Source organism: Streptomyces sp. NPDC022910 (genome assembly GCF_055561075.1).
Genome location: NZ_JBVHHL010000011.1, coordinates 170852 through 194569, shown reverse-complemented (window position 1 = coordinate 194569; position 23718 = coordinate 170852). Strand labels below are relative to the sequence as shown.

The window sequence follows — 23718 nt, the reverse complement described above, 5'->3', positions numbered from 1 at the left end:
GTGGGGGGGGGTGGGGGGTGTGGGTTTCCCCACAACCTCTGCCTGTTGTTGGGGGGGGGGGGGGGGGGTGGCGGGGGGGGGGGGGGGGGGGGGCCCCCGCCCCCCCCGGGGGGGCCGGGGGCCCCTCCGCCGTTCTCCCGGTTCAGCGGGAGCGCCGGGGCAGGAACGTGAAGACCGCCCCGCCCAACAGGATCGCCGTCCCGGCCACCAGGCCCAGGGCCTTCAGGGCGCCGTGGTCGTCCGCGCCCGTCTGGGCCAGGCCGCCCCAGGTGCCTCCCGACGTCGACGAGCCGCCGGACGCCCCGCCCGGCTGCTGCGAGGTGTCCAGGGTCAGCGACACCTCGCTCTTGGTCGGCGTGCACGTCGTGGTCGTACCGAGGGCCTTGATGGTGAGCACGCCCGGCGACAGCGTCGACTGCCCGCTCGCGCCCGGCTTGTAGGTGCCCGTCAGATCCGGGATCTCGATCGGGTCGCCGGACTTGATGTCCTTGGCGTTCGTCGGGCCCTCGACATGGACGGTGCCCTTGTCCGCGCCGCCCAGCACGACCTCCATCGACGGCTTCACCGAGTCCTTGGGGATGTCCGCCGGGCTGTTCATCACCGACTTCTTGAACTGGACGGTGAGATCGAAGCTACCGCCGTTCTTCTTGGCGTTGATCTGCACGGGCGACGTGGCGTTCTTGTCGCCGATGGGCGTCTTGCAGGCGTACGGGACCTGGACCTCCTTGCCGGTGAAGTCCGTCTGCCCGCCGCTGTCGCCGCCCGTGGTGCCGGATCCGCCGCTGCCCCCGCCGGTCTCGCTCGCGCTCGCTGTCGGTGACGACGAGGAGGAGCCGGTGGGCAGGCCCGTCGGCAGGTTGGTCGGCAGGTTCGTCGGCAGACTCGTCGGAAGGGTGGGGGGGATCGTCGGCAGCCCGCCCGTCGTACCGCCCGAGCCCCCGCCCGTGCCCGTCACCTTGATGGTCGCGGCCGGCTGAACCGTCTCCTTCGGGGAGCACTTGGTGTCGGTCGAGACAGGTTTGCTGACGTTGATGTTGTACGGGTTGGGGGTCAGCGTCACCTCGCCGGCCGCGGTCAGCTTCAGCTTGCCCGTCATGTCGGACAGCTTCATGTCGCTGTTCTTGGGGATCGCGGGGTTCGACCGCGGCCCTTCCATCGCGATGTCCGCGGTCTGCGCGCCACCCGCCTTCAGCGTCCCCGTCGGCTTGACCGTGTCCTTGTCCAGGTCGATCACATCGGGGTTCTTGGAGGCGGCCTGCACGAACTTCCGGGTGACGGTCACCTCGTCCCCGACCTTCGCCTCGGCCGGCGCCGTGATCTCCACCTTGGTGGTGCCCTCGACCGGGGGCAGCCCCGAGATGGAGGGCGGAATGCACTCGGTCTTGTACGACACCTCGGCGGCCTGGGCCGGTGCCGCGGCCACGGCGAGCAGGATGCCCGCGCCGCCCAGCATCAGCGCCACTCCGGCCGCGCCCGCCCTCCTGCTTCTGCCCCCTGCCGCAAGGGCTCTCCGTTGGGTGCTCACGTGTTTCCCTTCGTCGGGGTCGTCGGACTGTTCTCTTGCGGTGCGGAGAGCCGACCGTCGACCGCGGTCCCCGGATCCGTGTCCGGGGTGAACCACGGCAGGGCCGAAGTGGTGGGGGTCTCGGGGACGGACGGAGAGGCGCCCGGCCTCGGTATGCGCAGGGTGAGTTCGGGCAGCCGCGGCCTCCGGTGACGTACCGGCCGCCCTGCCGGGCCGCGCGGCCGCACCCGGTCCACGACGGCCATGCCGAGGCGGAACCCGGCGGCCGGCACCACCAGTCAGACCAGGATCCAGAAGACGGTCACGCCCCACGGGCGACCGACGCCCCACGGCTGTTCGGCGACGACCTTGCCCCCGTACTCCAGCGAGACCGTGTAGTCGCCGTGGGCGCCCGGCGACAGTTCCACCGGCAGCTTGATCTGCGCCTTCCTGCCGGGCGCGATCGTGCCCTTCCACTGCTGTTCGTCCCACTGCGGTGCGAACACGCCGTGAGAGGTGCCGACCCGGAAGACAGGGTTCTTGACCGGCGAGGAGCCGACGTTGCCGACGGTGAAGACGAGCGTGCGGGACGGCGGCGCCCCGAACCAGGTCAGCAGCCCACCGGACCCGTCCAGGCGGGTGTCCGTCAGCACCGAGAGGCGTCCGGCGGCGGACTCGGCGGGCAGCGCCTCCACGGCGTGCCCGGCGACCTGGAAGATCGCGTCGGCGTCCGCCTTCGCCCCGGTGACGGTGGCGACGTGCACCACTCAGGGGCACGGCACGGGCGGCTCGGACACCGGCAGCCTGCGGCTGAACTGCCCCTGGGCGTCGGTCGTGACGGCGCGGCCGTCCGCGTTGGCGCAGGAGTTGGTGCCGCCGATCACACCCCGGGACGGCACGGACTGCCCGCAGATCAGGATCATCAGCAGGGTCTTCGGCCGCCAGCCGCTGCCGGAGACGGTGATCGAACCGCCCGTACCCGCCTGGGACGCGGACAGTTTCACGGCCGGCTTGTCGGCGCCCCAGGCGGGTGTCGCCAGGGGCACCAGGACGAACGCGAGGACCACCACCAGCGCGGAGATACGCCCCTTCACGTCACCGCTCCCGTCAACTCGGCTTCCGTACGCGTCCGGTCCTCCGCCTCCCGGTCCGGCGGTCGGCGCCGGCGATGTCGTACGACCGCCACGGCGCCCACGGCCGCGAGCAGCCCGGAGGTGGTGCCGGCCACCGTCCCCCAGGGCACGAACCATGCCGAGGCGGACGCCGAACCGTGCACGCCGCCCGCCGCCGTGACGGTGAGCCGCACCTCCACCGCGTCGAGCACCGGGTGGTGCGGCCACGGCTCGCTGAGCCGGACCCTGCGGCCGGGCAGCAGCTCGACCGGGAGCGTGCGCGGGGCACGGTCGAGGACCCGGCCGAGGACTCCGTCGGCGCGCACCGCGAGCCTCGGGGTCAGCACGGTGGTGCCGCGGTTGACCAGCTCGTACCAGACACACCCGTCGCGCACCTGAACGTGCTCCACGGTCAGCGCGGACAACGACGGTCCCAGGACACACAGTTGGACGCGCACGGCGGTGGAGCGGCCGCCCGCGACCGCCACGATCGCGCCGGGGTGGTCGCCGGGCGTGGCGCCCGGGGGCACCGTCACGGTGAACGGCACGTCGGCGCGGGTGCGGGCGGGCACCGTCACCGAGACCGTGTGCACCGCGATCCTGCGCCCGCCCGTCGTACGGGCGAAGCCGATCCACGCGCCGGTGTCCACCGGCTTCCTGCGTACCGTGAAGCCGCCGTCCGCGGTGTTGTCCGCGTCGGCGCCGCTCAGCCGGACGGTCAGCGGCTTGCCACCCGGGTTGAGCACCGAGACCGCGTCCTGCAGGACCGTGCCCGGTCCCCCCTCCGCGTAGACGTACGGCCGCCCGTTTGCGCCGCCCGTCGCGGGCGCGAGGGACCAACTGCCGTCGGCGGCCGCGGCGGGCGCGATGCCCAGCAGGCTCAGGGCGGCGAGGGAGAGCCACAGGGCGTGGCGGGCGTACGGCATCGGCGGCTCCCGACAAAATGGGGCGCGTGGCGCCTCGTTGAGGGGCGGTGGTCGGGCGACGGGTGGGCGGCTCGTGCGGGATCCGGGATACTCCTCAGCGGCGTACCGCCTGGTTCCGGCGCGTCAGCCACAGCACTCCGGCCGCGCCTGCCAGCAGGACCGTGCCGCCGAGGGTGCCCAGGGCGATCGCGGAGTCCTCGGGGCCGGTCTGCGGCAGCTGCCCGCCGGAGCCCGCGCCGCTCTGGGTGGAGCCGGACGAGCCACCGCCTGCGGCCGTGACGTCGAGGGTCAGCGAGGGTCCCGGGTTGTTGGTGGGCGTGCACGTGGTCGTCGTACCGAGCGCCTTGATGGTCAGCACGGCCGCGGTGAAGGTGACCTTGCCGGTCTCCTTGGGCGTGTACGTGCCGCTCAGGTCATTGATCTTGATGGGGGTGTTGGCGGGGATGGCCGCCTGGTTGGCCGGGCCGGTCACGGAGATGGTGCCGCTCTCGGCGCCGCCCAGCTTGATGGTGGCGCTCGGGTTCATCGCACCCTTGCCCAGTTCGACCGGGCTGGAGGAGACGCCCTTCTGCCAGGACATGGTGATCTTGTAGGCACTGCCGTTCTTGACGCCCTTGATGTCGATGGGCGAGACGGCGCTCTTGTCGCCGATCGGTGTCTTGCAGTGGTAGTTGACGTCGACGACCTCGGCCCTGGCCGCGGGGGCGGCCAACAGTACCGCCGAGCCGGCCAGGGCAGCGGCGGACGCGAGCGCGACAGTTCGCTTGTGGTACGACACGGTCCCCTCGTTCCTGACGGCACATCAGATCGGCCGTCAAGGTACGCCCGGGGCCTTGTGGAGGGAAGACACAGTGCGCGCCGGATCTGTGGCGATCCGGCGCGCAAGAGGTGACGTGTGCGGTGACGTACGAAGAAGGGTTCGACCTGAGGACGCCATTCATGTACGGCTTCGCCGCACGGGAGGGCGAGCGCTACGCGGGGGCGCCGAGTTCCGCCCACACCCTCTTGCCCGCAACTCCGGGCGTGCGCACGACACCCCAGTCGAGGCAGAGCCGCTGCACGATGAACATCCCATGGCCGCCGGGGCGTCCGGCGCGGTGCGGGGTGCGCGGGGCGGGCTGGCCCGCGCCCCGGTCGGAGACCTCGATGCGCAGCACCTTGCTGTCGCACGAGATGAACAGCTCCTCCGGTCCCTCGGCGTGCAGACACGCGTTGGTGACGAGCTCGGAGACAACGAGCAGCACGTCTTCCGCGGCGGCCCGCTGGTCGGCGGTGGCGGCGGGCAGCCAGCCCCACGCGTACAGCGCCTGGCGGGTGAAGTCGCGGGCCAGCGGGACGACGCCGCTCTCGCCGTCGAAGCCCAGCCTGCGCACCCGCCGGCCGGAGGGCGGCGCCTCCCCCGGCGCACCCGGGGAGGCGCCGCCCTCCGCGGACGGACCCTGCGCGGGCGTTCCGGAAGCGCCGCTGGGCTCGGGGCCGCGGTCGCCCGGCGAGTAGGGCCGGGTGGTGCTCATCAGCGCTTCACCTCACCGATTCACCAGTTCACGATTCAAGACTCAGTACGGGGATCGACGGTGCTTCCGTCGGTTGTTGCTCGTGCCGTTTCGTGCGAGGTCCTCTTCTTGAGGCTTTCGCCCTGGCTGCCGACATATTCAGCATGTCTCCTGCCCGACCGGACCGCTGGGACACCCATGGATTCGGCCGGGAGGCCGTGACGCGCGTAACGCCCCGGTCACACAGGGACGCCTGGGGGCTCTCCGGCCGCATCACTCGGCCAGGGCCGCGTCCAGCGTGTCGTGGACGGTGAAAACGGCGTCCGCTCCGGTGATCTCGAAGACCCGGGCCACGACGGGCAGCATCCCCGCCAGATGGACCCCGCCGCCCGCGGCCTCGGCCTTCAGCCGGGCGCCGAGCAGCACGTTCAGCCCGGTGGAGTCACAGAACTCCAGACGTGAACAGTCCACTACCAGGCGCGAGAACCCCTTCTCGAGGCAGTCCTCGAGTGGTTCGCGCAACAGATCGGCGGTGTGGTGATCCAACTCACCCGCCGGGGTCACAACGGCACTCGTGCCCTCTTGCCGCACTTCGACCAGAAGCCGGCCCGACTGTGCGCTGCCGACCGTCCCGCGGTCCATGCCGTCTCTCTCCCGACCGTCGTGGCTGTTGGTGGACGCCTTCGAACACTACGCCTTCCTCACGCCTCTCGGCACCCGAACAACCTTACCAATTCGGACATTTCACTACAGAACGCACTTGCGGTGACCTCACGAAACCCGGTAGGGCTAGTAGGGACACCCGTACGACACGGCCGGCTTTGGAGGCGCCGCACACCGCAGTGCACGTATTGGCATCGGCGGCCATATGCCGAGAACGATGGAGGACAGCATGTCACCCCGGCTCGACGCATCGCATCCCCAGAGGGCGACGTCGGCACCCCCCCTGGAACGACCGGACCACGAATACACCGACGGCCTCGCCCCATACGGTCTCACCGAGCCCGACGGCCTCTCCGACCTTCCGGAGATCCCACCGTACGACGAGGTGGCGGCGGTGGACGCGCGGGCCCTGTCCAAGACGCTCTTCGAACGCCTGGAGTCGCTCGAGGAGGGGACGCACGAATACTCGTACGTACGCAACACGCTCGTCGAACTCAATCTGGCCCTGGTGAAGTTCGCCGCCTCCCGTTTCCGCTCGCGCAGCGAGCCGATGGAGGACATCATCCAGGTCGGCACGATCGGCCTGATCAAGGCCATCGACCGCTTCGAACTCAGCCGCGGCGTCGAGTTCCCCACGTTCGCGATGCCGACGATCGTCGGCGAGATCAAGCGCTTCTTCCGCGACACGTCGTGGTCCGTGCGCGTCCCGCGCCGCCTCCAGGAACTCCGCCTCGACCTGGCGAAGGCCGGCGACGAACTCGCCCAGCAGCTCGACCGCGCCCCGACGGTGGCCGAGCTGGCGGAGCGCCTCGGCATCCCGAACGACGAGGTCGTCGAGGGCATGGCGGCGTCAAACGCCTACACGGCGAGCTCCCTTGACGCTCAGCCGGAGGAGGACGACTCCGAGGGCGCGCTCGCGGACCGCATCGGGTACGAGGACCACGGGCTCGAAGGCATCGAGTACGTCGAGTCGTTGAAGCCGCTGATCGCCGGACTCGCGCCGCGCGACCGCCAGATCCTGTCACTGCGCTTCGTCGCCAATATGACCCAGTCGGAGATCGGTGAGGAACTCGGCATCTCCCAGATGCATGTGTCACGGCTGCTGTCCCGGACGCTGGGGCGGCTGCGGAAGGGCCTCACACTCGAGGAGTGACGGCCCGGGTGACGTGTTGTTTCCGTCCGGCGCCGGACATCGGTGCCGGACGGACCGCTGCCGACACCCTTCGGCACATCCCGACGCATCCCGCACAGTCACCGTCGGCCCCTCGGTTACCCGGGGAAACCTCTTTCCCCACGGGCCACGGTCCACCACTATGGTCACCCCAAACTGGCCGGTACGTCAGGAGCGCGGCGATCGGTGCCGCGGGGTGCGAGGAGGCGGGTGGATGGCTCGGGCCGACGGGACGGACGAGGACGCCGAAGCCGGAGGCGGGATGTCCGAAACGGACGGCGGGGGTCACATACCCGCGGGCCCGTCCGACATGCGGCTCACCGAACTGCTGCGCGCGGACACCGCGACCTCCTGTTCGGCACTGCAGGAACTCCGCGCCCGTCACCGGGCCTCGGTCCTCGCCTACGCACGGCTGTGCACCACGAGCGAGCCGGCCGCGCGGCAGCTGGCCGGGCAGGCGTTCACCCACGCGGCCCGCGAGACGGCGCGCGGCATCGACCCGGGCGTCCCCTGGCGGCACCGACTCCTGTTGCTGACCGTCCGGTTGGCCCTGTCGTGGGCCGGGGACGAGCGGGCCGCCGGCCTCGACCCCGGTCTGCTCCTGGTCATGAACACAGCCGGTACGGACGGCCCCGTCCCGCCGATGCTCGCGGCGTTCCAGTCCCTCCCGTCCCGTGCTCAGGGCCTGATCTGGTACGGCATCGTGGAGCAGGAGCCCGAGAGCAGGACGGCGGCATTCCTCGGCCTCGGGCGCCAGGACGTGGTGTACGGCACCGAACAGGCGCTCCAGTCCCTGGGGCAGGCCTGTCTGAGGTCCCGCCTCGCCTCCTCGGACGATCCGCGCTGCGGAGACTTCCGGCGGCTGATCGAGGAGTCGGTACGGCCCGACAACCCCCGCCACAGCGCCGACCTGCACGCCCATATGGCACACTGCGCGCACTGCACGGCCGCCTACGAGGAACTCACCGCCCTGCGGGACACCCTGCGCACCACACTGGCCGAGGGCCTGTTGCCGTGGAGCGGCACGGCGTACGTCCTGAACGGCGCGAGCGAGCCGCTCGGCAACCCGGGGACGGCGGAGGTCACTTGGCCACCGGGCCGCCGTGTCGCCGTGGCCTCGGCGGCCCTCGGACTGGCCCTGGCGCCGCTGCTGGTCTTCCTGCTGTCGTCGGCCGGCTCGCCGGACCGGCGCTCGGCGGGCTCCTCCGTCGGCACGCCGGCGAACCCGCCCGCGGTGACGATCACGGCGACGGTCTCGGTGAGCCCCCCGGCGTCGTCGACGCCCTCGCCCTCCCCCACACCAACCACCACGTCGCCGTCGCCTACGAGGAGTTCGAAGCTGCCGAAGCCCTCACCGAAGCCGACCGCGACGGCACACGCGCCGAACGGCACATACGCCCAGGTGGTGAACGCCGCCTCGGGCCTGTGCCTCGACGTCGCCGGCGACTTCGGCAACGGCACGGACGTGGCCATGGTTCCCTGCACGTCCTCCCCCGGCCAGCGGTGGCGTGTCGACTCCGGACGCAGCGTCCTGCAGTCGTCGGCCGACCCCGGCTTCTGCCTGGACAGCCGCGGCTCCGTCGACAAAGGCGTCGGAATCTGGCAGTGCGACTCGGTCTACGGCCGCAACGGCCAGAACCTCAGGTTCGTCGTGGACGACGACGGGGTCATCCGCCCGGCCATCGCCATCGAGACCGCGCTCACCCCGAACGACGACGGGGGCCTGTCGTTGCTACCGCTGACCGGAGGCACGGAGCAGCGCTGGTGGGCGGGGGCGCCCTGACGGGCGACGGCCGTGGCCGGGGCGCGTGCCCGCTCAGACGACGCGTACTCCCCGACGCCACGCCTGGGTGACGAGGGGCACCCCCGGGCGGTACGCCAGGTGGACGTGGCTCGGGGCATCGAGGATCGCCAGGTCCGCGTATGCGCCCGGGGTGAGACGGCCGATGTCCGTGCGGCGGAGGGCCTCGGCCCCTCCCGCGGTGGCCGACCAGACCGCCTCGTCGGGGGTCATGCCCATGTCCCGGACGGCCAGCGCGATGCAGAACGGCACCGACGACGTGAAGGACGAACCCGGGTTGCAGTCCGTGGACAGGGCCACCGTGACGCCCGCGTCGAGGAGACGGCGGGCGTCGGGCCACTGCGCTCGGGTCGAGAACTCGGCGCCGGGCAGGAGCGTCGCGACCGTGCGGCTGTTCGCGAGCGCGTCCACGTCGGCGTCCGTCAGGTGCGTGCAGTGGTCGGCGCTGGCAGCGTCCAGCTCAACGGCGAGCTGCACACCGGGGCCGTACGACAGCTGGTTGGCGTGGATGCGCGGGTGCAGACCCTTCCGCTTGCCCGCGGTGAGGATCGCGCGGGCCTGGTCGCCGTCGAAGGCACCCTTCTCGCAGAAGACGTCGATCCACCGGGCGTGCGGGGCGCAGGCGTCGAGCATCGCGCCGGTGACCAGGGTCACGTACGCGGCGGGGTCGTCGGCGTAGTCCGGGGAGACGATGTGGGCACCGAGGTAAGTCACCTCGTCCGTGTGCGCGGCGGCGATGCGCAGGGCGCGCGCCTCGTCCTCGACGGTCAGGCCGTAGCCGGACTTCGTCTCGAAGGTGGTGGTCCCCTGGCGGAGTGCCTCCGCCAGGTAGCGGACGAGGTTCGCCTCCAGCTCGGCGTCCGTCGCCGCCCGTGTGGCCGCGACCGTGGTGCGGATGCCGCCCGCCGAGTAGCTGCGACCGGACATCCGGGCGTTGAACTCCTGCGTGCGATCGCCCGCGAAGACGAGGTGCGAGTGGGAGTCCACGAAGCCCGGGATCACCGCCCGGCCGTCGGCGTCGACCCGGTTGTCAGTGGCGGGTGCTTTGCTTGACTCACCGGTCCAGACGACGCGGTCGCCGTCGATGACGACGGCCGCGTCCTGGATCAGTCCGAGTGGGGAGCCTCCCCCACTCTCGAATGTGCTCGAAAGGGGGGACCCCCATCCGAGGGAGGGGTCGTTGGTGACCAGGCTGGCGATGTTGGTGATGACCGTGCTGCTCATGGTGTCCTCGTGTGTGGCCGGGCCGATGGTGGGCGTCAGGCGCGCAGGGCTTCGACGGCGTCCGCCAGCGCCCCTGGCACATCGGGTACGAGCGTGTGCGCCCCGTCGCGTACGACGTGTCGGCCGCCCACGACGGTATGGCGCACATCCGCTGCCGTCGCGGCGAATACGGCCGTCTCGGCGCCCAGCCGCGGCAGCGGTCCCGCGGTCCTGACCGAGTCCAGCGCGATCGTCGTGAAGTCGGCGAGCGCGCCGGGCTCCAGGACGCCCGCGCCTTCCCAGCCGAGTGCCGCGTGCCCGTTGACGGAGGCCGCCCGCAGCAGGGCCGCCGCCGTCCAGTGGCCGCGCCTGCGGGTGCGCAGCCGCTCGTTCAGCTCCATCGCGCGCGCCTCTTCGAGCAGGTCGATGACGGCGTGGCTGTCCGAGCCCAGGGACAGCGGGGAGCCGGCCGCCTGCAGGGCCACGGCGGGACCGATGCCGTCGGCGAGGTCCCGCTCGGTGGTCGGGCACATGCAGGTGCCGGTGGAGGTGGAGCCGATCAGCCGGAGGTCCTCGTCCGTGAGGTGCGTGTTGTGGACGCCGGTGGTGCGCGGTCCCAGGACGCCGTGGTCGGCGAGGAGGCGCGTCGGGGTGCAGCCGTGGGCCTCCTGGCAGGCGTCGTTCTCCGCCGTCTGCTCGGACAGGTGCACATGCAGCGGGGCCCGCCGCTCCTCCGCCCAGCGCGCCACCGTCGCCAACTGCCCTGCGGGCACGGCCCGTACGGAGTGGATGGCCGCACCGATCCGTGCGTGATCCCGGTCCTTGAGAACTGAACAGCGTTCGGCCCAGGCGTCCGCCGTGCCGTCGGAGAAGCGGAGCTGGTGGGTGTTGGGCGGCTGTCCGAAGCCGGAGGAGAGATAGGCGGTGTCGAGGAGGGTGATGCGGATGCCCGCCTCGCTGGCTGCGTCGATGAGAGCCTCGCCCATTGCGTTGGGGTCGGCGTACGGGGTGCCGTCGGGGGTGTGGTGCACGTAGTGGAACTCGCCGACGGCGGTGACCCCTGCCAGCGCCATCTCCGCGTACACGGCACGGGCGAGCGCGTGGTACGTCCGAGGGGTCAGCCGGTCGGCGAACGAGTACATGACCTCCCGCCAGGTCCAGAAGGTGCCGGAGCCGACCTGGACCGTGCCGCGCAGGGCGCGGTGGAAGGCGTGCGAGTGGGCGTTGGCGAGCCCGGGGAGGGTGAGTCCGCGCAGGATCTCGGCGCCGGGGGGCGGGGCGTCGACGCCGGTGCGGACGGCGGTGATGCGGCCGTCCGAGACGTCCAGGGCGACGCCCGGCTCCACCACGGGGTCGAGCCAGGCGTGCTCCAGCCAGTACGTCCGCGTCACCTGCACACCAGCCCTTCCAGTACGTCGGCGAGTGCGGTCGCCCCGGCCAGGCAGTCGTCCTCGGCGGCGTACTCGGCCGGGGAGTGCGAGACGCCCGTGGGGTTGCGCACGAACAGCATGGCGGTCGGGATGCTCCCGGAGAGGATTCCCGCGTCGTGTCCGGCTCCGGTACCCAGGACGGGCACCGTCAGGCCGGTGTCCTTGCCCAGGATGCGGGCGAGTTCGTCGCGCAGGGCGTGGTCGAACTCGACGACGGGCGTGAACGACTCACGGACGACGTCGAGGTCGACACCGTGCGCCTCCGCGTATGCACGGGCCGCCTTCTCGATCCCGCCGACGACGGTGTCGAGGCTCTCCTGGTCGGCCGCGCGGGAGTCGAGCCAGCCGCGGACGAGGGAGGGGATGGCGTTGACGCCGTTGGGCTCGACGGCGATCTTGCCGAAGGTGGCGACCGCACCGGCGAGTTCGGCCTCCCGGCGGGCGGCGAGGACGGTCTCGGCATACGACAGCATGGGGTCGCGCCGGTCGACGAGCCGGGTGGTGCCCGCGTGATTGGCCTCACCCCGGAAGTCGAACCGCCACCGCCCGTGTGGCCAGATGGCGCTGGCGACGCCCACCCGGTCACCGCTCAGGTCGAGGGCGCGGCCCTGCTCGACGTGCAGTTCGACGAACGCGCCGATCCGGCCGAGCCGCTCCGGGTCGGGCCCGATGGCGTCGGGGTCGTACCCGGCGGCCTCCATGGCCTGCGGCAGCGTGACGCCGTCGCCGTCGGTCAGCCGGTGCGCCTGTTCGCGGCTGAGCTGCCCGGCGGTCAGCCGCGACCCGACACAGGCGAGCCCGAACCGGGCGCCTTCCTCGTCACCGAAGTTGACGATGGCCAGCGGCTTGCCGAACTGCGTGTTCCTGCGGCGCAGTTCATCGAGCGCGGCGAAGGAGGACACGACGCCCAGAGGCCCGTCGAAGGCCCCACCGTCGGGCACGGAGTCCAGATGCGACCCGGTGACCACGGCATCCCCGCGGGCCGGATCCCCGAGCCAGGCCCACTGGTTCCCGTTACGGTCGACCTCGTAGGCGAGCCCCCGCCCCCGGGCCTGCTCCTCGAACCAGGCACGGCACTCGGCGTCGGCAGCCGTCCAGGCGAAGCGGCGGTAGCCGCCGGAGGCGGAGCTGCGGCCGACCGGCAGCAACTCCGCCCACATGCTGTGGAAGGTCACGCGTCGTCACCTTCACGCATGGGAACCCGCACGCCCCGGTCCTCGGCCACGGACTCCGCGATGTCGTACCCGGCGTCCACGTGCCGGATGACACCCATCCCGGGGTCGTTGGTCAGCACGCGGCGGATCTTCTCCCCGCCCAGCTTCGTGCCGTCGGCCACCGTCACCTGCCCGGCGTGGATCGACCGGCCCATGCCGACCCCGCCCCCGTGGTGAATGGACACCCAGGACGCACCCGACGCCACGTTCACCATGGCGTTGAGCAGCGGCCAGTCCGCGATCGCGTCCGAGCCGTCGAGCATCGCCTCGGTCTCGCGGTACGGCGAGGCGACCGACCCGCAGTCGAGGTGGTCACGGCCGATGGCCAGCGGAGCGGCCAGTTCGCCGCTCGCCACCATGTCGTTGAACCGCTCGCCGGCCTTGTCCCGCTCGCCGTACCCGAGCCAGCAGATGCGGGCGGGCAAACCCTGGAAGTGGACGCGTTCGCCGGCGAGCTTGATCCAGCGCGCGAGGGACTCGTTCTCGGGGAACAGGTCGAGGATCGCCTTGTCGGTCTTGGCGATGTCCGCCGGGTCGCCGGACAGTGCCGCCCACCGGAAGGGGCCCTTGCCCTCGCAGAACAGCGGGCGGATGTAGGCGGGCACGAAGCCGGGGAATGCGAAGGCACGGGCGTAGCCGGCCAGCTGCGCCTCGCCGCGGATCGAGTTGCCGTAGTCGAAGACCTCGGCACCGGCGTCCAGGAAGCCGACCATTGCCTCGACGTGCTTGGCCATCGACTCACGGGCGCGCGTGGTGAAGCCGGCCGGGTCCTTGGCCGCGGCGGAGGCCATGTCGTCGAAGGCGACGCCGACCGGCAGGTACGACAGCGGGTCGTGGGCGGAGGTCTGGTCGGTGACGATGTCGATGGGGGCGCCCATGGCGAGAAGCTGCGGGACGAGCTCGGCGGCGTTGCCGAGGACGCCGATGGAAAGCGCCTTGCGCTGGTCACGCGCCTCGACGGCCAGTTGGAGGGCGTGTTCCAGGGAGTCGGCCTTCACGTCCAGGTACCGGTGCTCGATACGGCGCTCGATGGCGCGCGGGTCGCAGTCGATACAGATCGCGACGCCGTCGTTCATCGTGACGGCGAGCGGCTGGGCGCCGCCCATGCCGCCGAGGCCGGCCGTCAGCGTGATGGTCCCGGCCAGCGAGCCGCCGAACTTCTTCGCGGCGACGGCCGCGAACGTCTCGTAGGTGCCCTGGAGGATGCCCTGGGTGCCGATGTAGATCCACGAACCGGCGGTCATCTGCCCGTACATGGTCAGGCCGAGGGCCTCCAGACGGCGGAACTCCTCCCAGTTGGCCCAGTCGCCGACCAGGTTGGAGTTGGCGATGAGGACGCGCGGCGCCCACTCATGGGTCTGCATGACGCCGACGGGACGGCCGGACTGGACGAGCATCGTCTCGTCCTGCTTGAGGGTCTTCAGCGTACGGACCATCGCGTCGAAGGAGCGCCAGTCGCGCGCGGCCTTGCCGGTGCCGCCGTAGACGACGAGCTTCTCGGGGTGCTCGGCGACCTCGGGGTCCAGGTTGTTCTGCAGCATCCGCAGAGCGGCCTCCTGCTGCCATCCCAGGGCGCTCAGTTCCGTACCGCGCGGCGCTCGGACACCACCAGGGGGCGGCCCGAAGGGCCTCGTTTGAGGGTGGTGGCGGGAGATGGGCGGGAGGGGTCCTGACATGGTCTGCCTCCTGGTGGACGGCCGCACGCGGCCGGGGGCGCGCGGGACTGTTGCAGTGGTTATTCACATCCTGACGACCTGAATAGAGCTAGTCAATACGTTCTTGCGCCAGCGGAGCGGCAGCGGGGATGTTTGGCTGGATGAATGACCACAGAAGGTGACACGGAACGGGGGACGTGGTGGACATGAGGGACGACAGCACCGGGCGCGACGGCACGGACGGCCACCCCGCAGACGCCGAACGGGTGGCGCGCCGGGACGAGGCCGTGCGGAGCGCCGTCGAGCAGGGCCTGCTGGCACCGGACACCCCCATCGTCGGTCTTCTGGACGTGGTGGGCATCCGGGACTCCGCGGCGGCGCTGCGTGCGGCCTTCGAAGCGGTGGCCGCGCCGGGCACGCCGGTGCTGCACGCCTTCGCGGTGAAGGCGACCCCCCTCGTACCGGTGCTGCGGCTGCTGCGGGAGGCGGGCATCGGTGCGGAAGTGGCGAGCCCTGGGGAGCTGGCGCTGGCGAGGGCGGCCGGAGTGCCGCCGGAGCGGACCGTGCTGGACGCGCCCGCCAAGACGCCGGCCGAGCTGCGGGAGGCACTGGTTCTGGGCATCGCCGTGAACGTGGACAACCCGCAGGAGCTGACGCGGATCGACGGCCTCGTCCGCACGACCAAGACGTCCTCCCCGCTCGGGATCCGGGTGAATCCGCAGGTCGGGGCCGGTGCGATCGAGGCGTTGTCCACGGCTACCGCCACCTCCAAGTTCGGGGTGGCGCTGCGGGACGAGGGTGCGCGCGAATGGCTGCTACGCGCCTACGCCGAGCGGCCCTGGCTGACCCGGCTGCACGCGCACTCCGGTTCGCAGGGCGTCCCGCTCGCGCTGATGGCGCGGGGCATCGCGGAGAGCTACGCGCTCGCCGAGGAGATCAACCGGAGGATCGGGCGGCAGCAGATCGACACGATCGACATCGGCGGCGGGCTGCCGGTCAACTTCGCCTCGGACGCGACGACGCCGACGTACGCGCAGTACGCGCGGCTGCTCGCCAAGACGGTGCCCGGTCTGTTCGACGGGCGATACGGGCTGGTCACGGAGTTCGGGCGGTCACTGCTGGCCAAGCACGGGACCGTGGTGGCACGGGTGGAGTACGCCAAGCGCGCGGGCGGCCGGGCCGTCGCGATCACGCACGCGGGCGTACAGGTCGCCACTCGCACGGTGTACGCGCCCGCGTCCTGGCCACTGCGGATCGGGGCGTACGACGCGAAGGGGCGCCCGAAGGAAGGCCCCGAGGTGGTGCAGGACGTGGCGGGACCGGCGTGCTTCGCGGGCGACCTGCTGGCCGCGGGGCAGGCGTTGCCGCTCCTGGAGCAGGGCGACTACGCGGCGGCGCTGGACACGGGCGCCTACTACTTCGCGCACCACTACGCGTACAACTCCCTGGCCCGGCCGGGTGTGTACGGCTACGCACCGGGCGAGGGCGGCGGGATCCGGTTCGCGGTCGTCCGGGAGCCGCAGACCCTCGAGGAGATCGTGGCGGAGTCGGGAGGAGGGCACACGGGCGCACTGACGGCGCTTTGAGAACTGCGCGCGCCCCTCTCGAGCGCCCCTGCCCGTGCACGCCATCCGCATATCCACATGTCAGCGGGCAGGAGTCACACCAGCCCCAACACCCCCGTAAGTGGGCACAGTTGACCCACCCTAGCGGCCAGGTGCATGTTCCGCTGGAAAATGCCGGATCCCTCACCCCTCGCGCACACGTTGCGTAGCGTCGGCGTCACTCAGCCGTACCCGAGGCGGGAGGGGAGCCACGGTGCCCGGAATCGACGAGTGCCTGCTGGAAGCCATGCGACTGCCCGGTGCCCGGGGCGCCGCGGTGGTCGACTGGACCAGCGGGCTCGCCCTGGGCACGGTCGGGGACTCGCCCGGCGGTGACCACGAGACGACCGCGGCGGAGGCGGCCGAACTGGCCCGGCTGGCCGCCGAACACCGCGCGTTCGCGCCGGAGGACGATGCCGACTGGTCCGACGAGGCGTGCCCGGTCGAGGACCTGATCATCGCCAACCGGGACAGCTACCACCTGCTGCGGTTCGTCCCCACCACCTTCGACAGCAGCGTCTTCCTGCACCTGTGGCTGGCCCGCGCGGAGGGCAACCTCGCCCTCGCCCGCATCCGGCTCGGCGAGATGGCCGGACGGCTGGTGCTGGGATGACGACGGTCAGGATGCCTCCACCGCCCCCGTTGCCCGTACGGCAGCAGACGCAGATCCCGAGCGGCGGCCTGTCCCCCATGCTCAGCCGGCTCGCCGCCGAACGGGCCACCGGGGTGCTGATGCGCGAGGGCGGCATGCTCCATCTGTCCGACGGTCAGGTGGTGTACGCCGAGAGCCCCGCCACCCCGGCTCTCGACGTCCTGCTCGTCGCGCGCGGCGCGCTCGACGAGGAGGGCTGGCGGGAGGCGGTCGCGCAGGCGGGCCCGCAGCGGCTGGTGGGACGGTTCCTGGTGGACAGCGGCCGGATCGGCCAGGGCGCGCTGGAACTGTGCCATCTGGGGGCGCTGTACGACGCGGCGTACTTCGTGCTCGGTCCGAGCAGCGCCCCCGCCCGCTTCCGGTACGGCGAGGCCCACTGGCTGGGCCCTGTACGCCCCGTACCGGTGGTCGCGGTGGAGCGCGAAACGCTGCGCCGCCGCGAACTCCTGCACCGCATCTGGCCCGATCCCGCGACGGATGTGGCCCCCCTCGTCCACACCGGCCTCCCCGCGGGCCCGGCAGTCACGCCCCGCCAGGGTGAGGTACTCGACCGGCTCGACGGAATACGGACGGCGACCGACATCTCGCGAGAGCTGGGCCGCCCTGCGTTCCACACGCTGGTGGACATTCGGCGCCTGGCCGCGGCGGGCGTCGTCGCGGCCCGCGCGGCCGTACCCACGGACGGCGGAGAACCCCCCGCCCTCACCGCACAGTTGCCGCCTCTCACGGACCCCCACATCACCTTGCTGCAGAGGCTGAGGGATGCGCTGGAGGCCCTTTGACCGGCTCGAACGGCAACGCACCACCGAGAGGAGACCCCTGATGGACGCGGAGCCCGAGGTCCTCGCCGAACTCCGCCGCCTGCGAGTCCGCATCCCCCAGCTGACCGGCGCCCTGGCCGCCAGCGTCGACGGACTCGTCCTCGCCCAGGACGCCCCCGGTGTCGAACCGGAGGGGGTCGCCGCGCTCACCGCCGCCGCGCTGGGCGTCGCCGTACGGCTGGCGGACGCGACGGGCCAGGGCGACCTCCGTGAGCTGCTCGTCCGCGGCACCCACGGCTATGTGGCCACGTACGCGGCGGGCCGCAGCGCCGTCCTCACACTGCTGGCCCAGGACCGCGTCAACGTCGGCAGGCTGCACCTGGAGGGCCGCCGCGCGAGCACCCGGATCGGCGAACTGGTCGACGCAGCGGCCCCCCGGGCCGAACCGGCGCCCTCCCGTGCCACCAGGACTCCCACCAAGACCACCACCAGGTCCGCTCCCACGCGGACCCGCACCACGCGCACCCCCGCGAGCCCGCGATCGGCCGCGAACGCGCACACCACCACGGAAAGTTGAAAGGACACACCACCAGATGGCCAACACCGAAACCGCGCTGAAAGAGGCGCTCGCCTCCATCGAGGGCGCGACAGGAGCCGCCCTCGTCGACTACACCAGCGGCATGGCGCTGGGCACGATGGGCGGCAGCAAGAGCTTCGACCTCACGGTCGCGGCGGCCGGCAACACCGATGTCGTACGGGCCAAGCTGCGCACCATGGAGCACCTCGGGCTCAAGGGGCAGATCGAGGACATCCTGATCACGCTGAGCGACCAGTACCACCTGATCCGGCTGATCACCGGTCGCGGCGGCAACGGTCTGTTCCTCTACCTGGTCCTCGACGCCAAGCGCGCCAACCTGGCGATGGCCCGCCACCAGCTGAAGAGGATCGAGGAGGACCTGGAGGTCTGACCCGGCCCCGCCTGCCGCCCGCTACACGAGCTCCGCGGTACGGCGGCGCGCCCCGCCCGGGGCCGCGTCGCCGGCCGCGATGCCGGTGCTGCGGTACCCCTTGACCGGCTTGCCGGCGGGCGCGCCGCCGCGGCGGCCGAGCCAGTCGACACGCACCCACAGCAGTGCGTCGTGGGCCCGCTCACGGCGGCCGAGCCAGGAGGCCTTCAGCCGCAGCCCGGCACCCGTTCCGGCGAGCAGCATGCCCCCGGCGGCGGGCACCGCGAAGGAGCAGACGAGCGCGGCGGCGAAGGCGGCGAGCAGCCACCAGCGGTGCCCGCGTCGCCAGTTGCGGACGGTCACCGCGCGGTCCTGGAGCACGTCGTACTTGCCGGCGCGGGCGGCGCCGTGGGCGAGGGCCACGTACCGCTTACGGCGCGTGGAGGCGACGACGGCGGTCGCGACGAGGAACAGCGCGGCCCCGGCCATGACACCGATCCGGCGTCCGGTCACTCCCGGAACGAGCACCCCGATGCCGGCCGCGAAAACCCCGAGCCACCACAGCGGTGCGGCTCCGGCCCGTACGACGACGGCCACCCGGGCCAGTCCCTGTCCTCCTCCGCGCGCCACGTCCGGCCTCCCGTCTCATCTGCCAAGCGCCTCAGCCCGGGCAGGCTAGCGAGCGAAAGTGAGACGAGTCTGAAAAGCGACACCCGGCGAGGCGGGACATCCGGCATGCGGGGGCTACTCCACGAACAGTCCCCGGACCGCCGCCCGCGCGTCGAACTCCTCCAGCCGCGCCTGGGCGTCCGGCAGGTCGTCGCACATCGCCTCCAGCAGCACCCGGCCGAGCAGCATCGGCGCGCAGGCCGTGTCGAAGGCGAGCCCCGTGCCGACGGCGGCCGGCAGCAGCAGGTCCGAGACCTTCGCCACCGGTGCGAACGCGGAGTCGGCGACCGTGACCACGGTCAGGCCCGCCTCCTTGGCGTAGGAGAGTGTGTCCACGACCTCGCGCGGATGGCGGGGCAGCGCGAAGCACAGCAGGGCGCTCGCACCCGCCCGTACGGCCGCATCGATACGGTCGTGGAGCATCGTGCCGCCCTCGTGGAGCAGCCTCACGTCCGGGTGGACCTTCGCCGCGAAGTACCCGAAGCCGTACGCCTGGGAGGCCGCGGCCCGTAGACCGAGGACAGGCAGCGGGCGTGAGGCGGCGAGGATCCGACCCGCCTTCTGCACGGGCCGCGGGTCGGCCAGCATCTCCGCCAGGTGCTTCAGGTTCTCGATCTCGGCCTCGACGGCCTGCTGGTACTCGTTGTACGACCCTGATTCCGGCGCCGGTTCCCCAGGGGCGACCTCGCGCAGATGCTTGCGCAGCGCCGGGTAGCCGTCGAAGCCGAGGGCGACCGCGAAGCGGGTGACGGACGGCTGGCTGACCCCGGCGAGTTCGGCCAGCTCCACGCTCGACAGGAACGGCACGTCGCCGGCCCGCCGCACCATGCTGTGTGCGATGCGCCGCTGGGTCGGCGTGAGCCGGTGCCCCTCGAAGAGCGCCTGCAGCCGTGCGGCAGGGCTGTCGGTCACGCTCATGACGTGCTCCCCCTCCAGATGTCGGTGAACCGGTCGAGCAGGCCGGCCGCCGCTGTGACGTCGTGCGTGAGCGGCCGGTCGGCCAGGTCCCCGTCGAGCACCGACTCGGCGAGCTCCAGCGCCCGGCCCACCGGAAGGTCCGGCTCGGGCCTGAGGTCGCGCAGATGCAACGCCCGTACGGCGGCGACCAGTTCGCAGCCGACCACCAGACGGTACGCACCGCACGCGCGCAGCGTTTGACGCGCGGCGAGCGAGGCGAAGCTGGCCTGTTCCTCGACGCCCCGGGAGAGTACAGCGTGTCCGAGCGACGCGGGGGCCGAGAACGCCCGTAGATCACCGAGAGCGGCTCCGGCGGCGTACTCCAGGATCATCACTCCGGAGGACGCGGGCTCGTGGTCGGCGAGGAAGGGGCGCAGACGGGTGTAGGCGGGCTCGTTCAGCGTCGAGAGACGGGAGGTGGACAGCCGCGCGACCTGTGTCACGGCCAACCGGAAGTGGTCCAGGGCGAGGGCGAGTTGGGCCTGGTAGAAGCCGCCGTGATGGTAGGCGGCCATGTCCTCGGGGGAGATCAGCGGGTTCTCGGCGGCCGCGTTGATCTCCACGGCGATGACGTCCTCCAACGCGTCCGCCGCGTCGTGCGCGGGGCCGTGGATCTGGGGCAGGCAGCGGAAGCCGTAGGGGTCCTGGATGCGGCCGAGCGGCGGTGTCGGCCGGTCGGCGGCGCCGATCAGCTCCCGCATACGGCGGGCGACCTCGGCGGAGCCGCGGTGCGGCCGGGCGACGTGCACGGGGGCGGCGTACGCCTCGTGCGAGCCGTCCACCGCGAGCAGGGAGAGCGCGGCGACGACCTGGGTGGCGCCGATCAGCCCGCGCAGCTCGTGCAGCGCGAGCGCGGCCTGGCCGAGGGTGAGGGCGTTGCTGCTGATGAAGGCAAGGGCGTCGTTGTTGTCGAGGGGCTGGGGTTCCGGCGCGCCCGGGCCCCGCCAGGGGTGCTCCCCGGCGAGCGCGAGACCCGCTTGTGCCAGCGCCGCGATGTCGCCGGTCCCCACCGAACCGAACTCGTTGACGACCGGGTACGCCCCGCTCTCCAGCGCCTCGCACAGCGCCGTGACCACGCTCGGCCGCAGCCCCGCGCCGCCCGCGAGCAGCTGATTCGCCCGGACCGCCAGCATCGCCCGGACCTGCCGCGCCGGCAGCTCCTCGCCGATCGCCCCGGCGTGACTGCGCAGCAGCCGCAGGCCGTGTCCGGCAGCGGCCTCCGTCGGTACGTCCTCGGTGCGGTTCGCGCCGACACCGGTCGAGCGGCCGTACACGCGCCCGGTCGCCGCGATCTGCCGGGCGGCGTCCCAGGACTCCTCCACCCGCTTCACGGCCTCGGTGCCAGGCACCGGCCGCGCGACCCCGTCGGCGAGGCGCACGACATCGCCGATGCCCAGGCCGCACCCGTCGAGGACGACGACATCGACTGGCCCCGTCGACACCGTGTCCACGATCCGAGACACCATTACGCTCAAACTCCCATCAATCCGGACATTGGATCTCGTATGCCGGTCGGAAGTAACCAGCGATTAACGCCGGACCATTGACAAGTTATTCAGACACCAAGAACTCTGCATGACGATATGCAAGCCCGGCAAGGGACACCTCATGATCCAATTCGATGCGGTCCACAAGCGATTCCCGAACGGCACCACGGCGGTCGACAACCTCTCCCTGGAGATGCCGGAGGGCGGCGTGACCGTCCTCGTGGGATCTTCCGGTTGCGGTAAGACCACCACCCTCAGGATGATCAACCGGATGGTCGACCCGACCTCCGGGACCATCCGCGTCGGCGGCCGGGACGTGGTGCAGCAGGACGCCGCCGAACTGCGCCGCTCCATCGGCTACGTCATCCAGCAGTCCGGCCTCTTCCCGCACCGCACGGTGCTCGACAACATCGCCACCGTCCCGCTCCTGTTGGGCTGGGGACGCAGGAAGGCCCGCGCGCGGGCGGCCGAACTGCTGGAGACCGTGGGCCTTGCCGCCGACGCCGGCAAGCGGTACCCGCACCAGCTCTCCGGCGGCCAGCAGCAGCGCGTGGGCGTCGCCCGTGCCCTCGCGGCCGACCCTCCCGTCCTCCTGATGGACGAGCCGTTCGGCGCGGTCGACCCTGTCGTCCGCACCCAGCTCCAGGACGAGCTGCTGCGTCTGCAGAAGGAGCTGAACAAGACCATCGTCTTCGTCACACACGACATCGACGAAGCGGTCCGGCTCGGCGACCGGATCGCGGTCTTCCGCACCGGCGGCCATCTGGTGCAGTGCGCCCCGCCCACCGAGCTGCTGGCCCGCCCGGCGGACGACTTCGTCGCCGACTTCCTCGGCGCCGAGCGCGGCCTGAAGCTGCTCTCGCTGAAGACCCTCGCGGACGTCCCACAAGGCCCGGCCCCCGAGGGCGGCACCTGGACCCTCGTACTCGACGGGTCCCGCAGGCCGCTGCACTGGCGCTCGGAGGAGGGCGAACTCCCCGTACGGCCGCTCACGGACACCGACTCGCTCCTGTCCGCCCTCAACGAGTCGGTCGCCTCCCCCACCGGCCTGGTGGCCCGGGTCGACGCGGACGGAGTGCTCACCGGCGTCTCCTCCCGCGACGACATCCACGAGCACGCGGGACGGGCCCACGCGGAAGCGAGCGTCGCCGCGTGACCGTCGACTGGTCCTGGATATCCGAGCACACCGGCGATCTCACCTCGCTCACGCTCTCCCACCTCCAGGCGGCCCTGACCGCCGTCGTCCTCGGCCTGCTGATCTCCCTCCCGCTGGCCGTGATCGCCCACCGGATCCGTCCCCTGCGCGGCTTCCTGCTCGGCCTCTCCAACATCCTCTTCACGATCCCGTCGATCGCGATCTTCGTCCTGCTGCTCCCGGTCACCGGCCTGACCCGCACCACCACGGTCATCGGCCTGACGATCTACACCCTGGTCGTCCTGCTCCGGAACACGGTCGAGGGCCTCGACTCCGTCCCTGGGAAGACGAAGGAGGCCGCGAAGGCGATGGGCACCCGCCCGCTGCGCGCCCTGGTCACCGTGGAACTCCCCCTCGCCCTCCCCGTGATCATGGCGGGCGTCCGCATCGCGACGGTCATGTCGATCTCGCTGGTCTCCGTGGCCACGTACATCGGCGACGGCGGCCTCGGCCAGCTCTTCACGGACGGCTTCCAGCGCTACTTCCCGACCCCGGTGATCGTCGGCGTGGCCCTGACGATCCTGCTGGCCGTGGTCGCGGACGCGCTGCTGGTCGCCCTCCAGTACGCACTCACCCCGTGGACGAGGCGGCGCGCCTGACATGTACGAACTCTTCAAGAACCTCGGAAAGTGGCTGGTCAGCGGCGCCCAGTGGACCGGCCCCGACGGCATCGCCCACCGCCTCGCCGAGCACCTCCAGTACTCCCTCCTCGCCACGCTCATCGCGGCGGCCATCGGCCTCCCGATCGGCCTGCTCATCGGGCACACCGGCAAGGGCGCGTTCGTCGCGATCAACCTCGCGTCCTTCGGCCGCGCGCTGCCGACCGTCGGTCTGGTCGTCCTGGTCTTCCTGGCGGGCGGCCTGTCGATGTTGCCGGTGTATGTCGCCCTGGTTGCACTCGCCGTCCCCGCGATCGTCACCAACACGTACGCCGGAATGACCGCCGTCGACGCGGACGTGAAGGACGCGGCCCGCGGCCAGGGCATGCGCGGCCACCAGGTCCTCTTCCAGGTGGAACTCCCGCTGGCCCTCCCCCTGATCATGACGGGCCTGCGCCTGGCCCTGATCCAGGTGGTGGCCACGGCCACCATCGCCGCGTACGTCTCCTTCGGCGGCCTCGGCCGCTACGTCTTCGACGGCCTCGCACAGCGCGACCTCGTGCAGGTACTCGGCGGCGCGGTGCTCGTCGCCGTGGTCGCCGTCGTCCTCGACGTCGCCCTCTCCACGCTCCAGCGCATCCTCTTCCGCCACCGCACCGCGTAGGGAACCACCGA

General features: G+C 71.9%; 22 protein-coding genes and 1 pseudogene. 10 read left to right on the top strand and 13 right to left on the bottom strand.

Going from position 1 to position 23718, the window contains the following annotated elements; genetic code table 11:
* Positions 1-142: 142 nt before the first annotated feature.
* From ACZ3TS_RS14165 to ACZ3TS_RS14140, 6 genes and pseudogenes are all read right to left on the bottom strand, one after another.
* Positions 143-1453 (bottom strand): hypothetical protein, encoded by a 1311-nt coding sequence (locus ACZ3TS_RS14165; RefSeq protein WP_467617313.1) that lies wholly within the window; start codon positions 1451-1453, stop codon positions 143-145.
* 68 nt (positions 1454-1521) lie between these two features.
* Positions 1522-2586: pseudogene (locus ACZ3TS_RS14160) on the bottom strand (hypothetical protein).
* A gap of 8 nt (positions 2587-2594) precedes the next feature.
* Positions 2595-3542: a hypothetical protein gene (locus ACZ3TS_RS14155; RefSeq protein ID WP_467617278.1), complete on the bottom strand. Its 948-nt coding sequence runs from the start codon at positions 3540-3542 to the stop codon at positions 2595-2597.
* 94 nt (positions 3543-3636) lie between these two features.
* On the bottom strand, positions 3637-4320 hold the full coding sequence (locus ACZ3TS_RS14150; protein WP_467617276.1) for an LPXTG cell wall anchor domain-containing protein: 684 nt from the start codon (positions 4318-4320) through the stop codon (positions 3637-3639).
* A gap of 193 nt (positions 4321-4513) precedes the next feature.
* Positions 4514-5056 carry an ATP-binding protein gene (locus tag ACZ3TS_RS14145; RefSeq protein ID WP_467617274.1) on the bottom strand — a complete coding sequence of 181 codons (543 nt, stop codon included), beginning with the start codon at positions 5054-5056 and terminating at the stop codon, positions 4514-4516.
* 252 nt (positions 5057-5308) lie between these two features.
* Positions 5309-5677, bottom strand: a complete 369-nt coding sequence (locus ACZ3TS_RS14140; RefSeq protein ID WP_467617271.1) for an STAS domain-containing protein — start codon at positions 5675-5677, stop codon at positions 5309-5311.
* Positions 5678-5927: 250 nt separating this feature from the next.
* Between ACZ3TS_RS14140 and ACZ3TS_RS14135 the strand changes: the two genes are divergently transcribed.
* Entirely contained in the window at positions 5928-6851 is a 924-nt protein-coding gene (locus ACZ3TS_RS14135) for an RNA polymerase sigma factor SigF (RefSeq protein WP_467617268.1), read from the top strand.
* Between the two features lie 232 nt (positions 6852-7083).
* Positions 7084-8652: a ricin-type beta-trefoil lectin domain protein gene (locus ACZ3TS_RS14130; RefSeq protein ID WP_467617266.1), complete on the top strand. Its 1569-nt coding sequence runs from the start codon at positions 7084-7086 to the stop codon at positions 8650-8652.
* A 33-nt stretch (positions 8653-8685) separates the two neighbouring features.
* On the opposite strand, the gene hutI is transcribed toward ACZ3TS_RS14130, so the two are convergent.
* From hutI to hutU, 4 genes are read right to left on the bottom strand one after another with little or no spacing between them, the layout of a single operon-like run.
* Positions 8686-9894: an imidazolonepropionase gene (gene hutI / locus ACZ3TS_RS14125; RefSeq protein WP_467617263.1), complete on the bottom strand. Its 1209-nt coding sequence runs from the start codon at positions 9892-9894 to the stop codon at positions 8686-8688.
* A gap of 35 nt (positions 9895-9929) precedes the next feature.
* Complete coding sequence (locus ACZ3TS_RS14120) at positions 9930-11270, bottom strand: formimidoylglutamate deiminase (protein ID WP_467617260.1); 1341 nt, start codon at positions 11268-11270, stop codon at positions 9930-9932.
* Complete coding sequence (locus ACZ3TS_RS14115; RefSeq protein ID WP_467617257.1) at positions 11261-12478, bottom strand: allantoate amidohydrolase; 1218 nt, start codon at positions 12476-12478, stop codon at positions 11261-11263. Before ACZ3TS_RS14115 ends, ACZ3TS_RS14120 begins: the two co-directional genes overlap by 10 nt.
* Positions 12475-14193 (bottom strand): urocanate hydratase, encoded by a 1719-nt coding sequence (hutU, locus tag ACZ3TS_RS14110; RefSeq protein ID WP_467617255.1) that lies wholly within the window; start codon positions 14191-14193, stop codon positions 12475-12477. Before hutU ends, ACZ3TS_RS14115 begins: the two co-directional genes overlap by 4 nt.
* A 185-nt stretch (positions 14194-14378) precedes the next feature.
* Between hutU and ACZ3TS_RS14105 the strand changes: the two genes are divergently transcribed.
* The 5 genes from ACZ3TS_RS14105 to ACZ3TS_RS14085 all read left to right on the top strand — a co-directional run bounded on the left by ACZ3TS_RS14105 (position 14379) and on the right by ACZ3TS_RS14085 (position 18157).
* On the top strand, positions 14379-15758 hold the full coding sequence (locus tag ACZ3TS_RS14105) for a type III PLP-dependent enzyme domain-containing protein (RefSeq protein ID WP_467617252.1): 1380 nt from the start codon (positions 14379-14381) through the stop codon (positions 15756-15758).
* A gap of 232 nt (positions 15759-15990) precedes the next feature.
* On the top strand, positions 15991-16389 hold the full coding sequence (locus ACZ3TS_RS14100; protein WP_467617250.1) for a hypothetical protein: 399 nt from the start codon (positions 15991-15993) through the stop codon (positions 16387-16389).
* An 11-nt stretch (positions 16390-16400) separates the two neighbouring features.
* Positions 16401-17210, top strand: coding sequence for a transcriptional regulator (locus ACZ3TS_RS14095; RefSeq protein ID WP_467617311.1), 810 nt, complete (start codon positions 16401-16403; stop codon positions 17208-17210).
* A gap of 40 nt (positions 17211-17250) precedes the next feature.
* A complete protein-coding gene (locus ACZ3TS_RS14090) occupies positions 17251-17766 on the top strand; it encodes a roadblock/LC7 domain-containing protein (RefSeq protein WP_467617248.1) in 516 nt (171 codons plus the stop codon).
* Between the two features lie 16 nt (positions 17767-17782).
* Positions 17783-18157 carry a roadblock/LC7 domain-containing protein gene (locus tag ACZ3TS_RS14085; protein WP_467617245.1) on the top strand — a complete coding sequence of 125 codons (375 nt, stop codon included), beginning with the start codon at positions 17783-17785 and terminating at the stop codon, positions 18155-18157.
* Positions 18158-18178: 21 nt separating this feature from the next.
* Here ACZ3TS_RS14085 and ACZ3TS_RS14080 read toward each other — a convergent pair whose 3' ends face one another.
* The 3 genes from ACZ3TS_RS14080 to ACZ3TS_RS14070 all read right to left on the bottom strand — a co-directional run bounded on the left by ACZ3TS_RS14080 (position 18179) and on the right by ACZ3TS_RS14070 (position 21228).
* A complete protein-coding gene (locus ACZ3TS_RS14080; RefSeq protein ID WP_467617243.1) occupies positions 18179-18766 on the bottom strand; it encodes a hypothetical protein in 588 nt (195 codons plus the stop codon).
* 114 nt (positions 18767-18880) lie between these two features.
* On the bottom strand, positions 18881-19723 hold the full coding sequence (locus tag ACZ3TS_RS14075; protein ID WP_467617240.1) for a MurR/RpiR family transcriptional regulator: 843 nt from the start codon (positions 19721-19723) through the stop codon (positions 18881-18883).
* Positions 19720-21228, bottom strand: coding sequence for an aromatic amino acid ammonia-lyase (locus ACZ3TS_RS14070; RefSeq protein WP_467617237.1), 1509 nt, complete (start codon positions 21226-21228; stop codon positions 19720-19722). Before ACZ3TS_RS14070 ends, ACZ3TS_RS14075 begins: the two co-directional genes overlap by 4 nt.
* A 142-nt stretch (positions 21229-21370) precedes the next feature.
* Here ACZ3TS_RS14070 and ACZ3TS_RS14065 point away from each other — a divergent pair, with 142 nt between their 5' ends.
* The 3 genes from ACZ3TS_RS14065 to ACZ3TS_RS14055 are packed head-to-tail and all read left to right on the top strand — an operon-like array spanning position 21371 to position 23707.
* Positions 21371-22405 (top strand): ABC transporter ATP-binding protein, encoded by a 1035-nt coding sequence (locus tag ACZ3TS_RS14065; RefSeq protein ID WP_467617234.1) that lies wholly within the window; start codon positions 21371-21373, stop codon positions 22403-22405.
* Complete coding sequence (locus ACZ3TS_RS14060; RefSeq protein WP_467617231.1) at positions 22402-23043, top strand: ABC transporter permease; 642 nt, start codon at positions 22402-22404, stop codon at positions 23041-23043. Before ACZ3TS_RS14065 ends, ACZ3TS_RS14060 begins: the two co-directional genes overlap by 4 nt.
* Before the next feature lies 1 nt (position 23044).
* Positions 23045-23707, top strand: a complete 663-nt coding sequence (locus ACZ3TS_RS14055) for an ABC transporter permease (RefSeq protein WP_467617228.1) — start codon at positions 23045-23047, stop codon at positions 23705-23707.
* Positions 23708-23718: the final 11 nt, after the last annotated feature.

Excerpts from the sequence above, each read along its gene's own strand:
- ACZ3TS_RS14165 (WP_467617313.1), bottom strand. The coding sequence starts at position 1,453 with ATGCTGGGCGGCGCGGGCATCCTGCTCGCCGTGGCCGCGGCACCGGCC.
- ACZ3TS_RS14155 (WP_467617278.1), bottom strand. The coding sequence starts at position 3,542 with ATGCCGTACGCCCGCCACGCCCTGTGGCTCTCCCTCGCCGCCCTGAGC.
- ACZ3TS_RS14145 (WP_467617274.1), bottom strand. The coding sequence starts at position 5,056 with ATGAGCACCACCCGGCCCTACTCGCCGGGCGACCGCGGCCCCGAGCCC.
- ACZ3TS_RS14140 (WP_467617271.1), bottom strand. The coding sequence starts at position 5,677 with ATGGACCGCGGGACGGTCGGCAGCGCACAGTCGGGCCGGCTTCTGGTC.
- ACZ3TS_RS14135 (WP_467617268.1), top strand. The coding sequence starts at position 5,928 with ATGTCACCCCGGCTCGACGCATCGCATCCCCAGAGGGCGACGTCGGCA.
- ACZ3TS_RS14130 (WP_467617266.1), top strand. The coding sequence starts at position 7,084 with ATGGCTCGGGCCGACGGGACGGACGAGGACGCCGAAGCCGGAGGCGGG.
- hutI (WP_467617263.1), bottom strand. The coding sequence starts at position 9,894 with ATGAGCAGCACGGTCATCACCAACATCGCCAGCCTGGTCACCAACGAC.
- hutU (WP_467617255.1), bottom strand. The coding sequence starts at position 14,193 with ATGTCAGGACCCCTCCCGCCCATCTCCCGCCACCACCCTCAAACGAGG.
- ACZ3TS_RS14105 (WP_467617252.1), top strand. The coding sequence starts at position 14,379 with ATGAGGGACGACAGCACCGGGCGCGACGGCACGGACGGCCACCCCGCA.
- ACZ3TS_RS14095 (WP_467617311.1), top strand. The coding sequence starts at position 16,401 with ATGCCTCCACCGCCCCCGTTGCCCGTACGGCAGCAGACGCAGATCCCG.
- ACZ3TS_RS14090 (WP_467617248.1), top strand. The coding sequence starts at position 17,251 with ATGGACGCGGAGCCCGAGGTCCTCGCCGAACTCCGCCGCCTGCGAGTC.
- ACZ3TS_RS14085 (WP_467617245.1), top strand. The coding sequence starts at position 17,783 with ATGGCCAACACCGAAACCGCGCTGAAAGAGGCGCTCGCCTCCATCGAG.
- ACZ3TS_RS14075 (WP_467617240.1), bottom strand. The coding sequence starts at position 19,723 with ATGAGCGTGACCGACAGCCCTGCCGCACGGCTGCAGGCGCTCTTCGAG.
- ACZ3TS_RS14070 (WP_467617237.1), bottom strand. The coding sequence starts at position 21,228 with ATGGTGTCTCGGATCGTGGACACGGTGTCGACGGGGCCAGTCGATGTC.
- ACZ3TS_RS14065 (WP_467617234.1), top strand. The coding sequence starts at position 21,371 with ATGATCCAATTCGATGCGGTCCACAAGCGATTCCCGAACGGCACCACG.
- ACZ3TS_RS14055 (WP_467617228.1), top strand. The coding sequence starts at position 23,045 with ATGTACGAACTCTTCAAGAACCTCGGAAAGTGGCTGGTCAGCGGCGCC.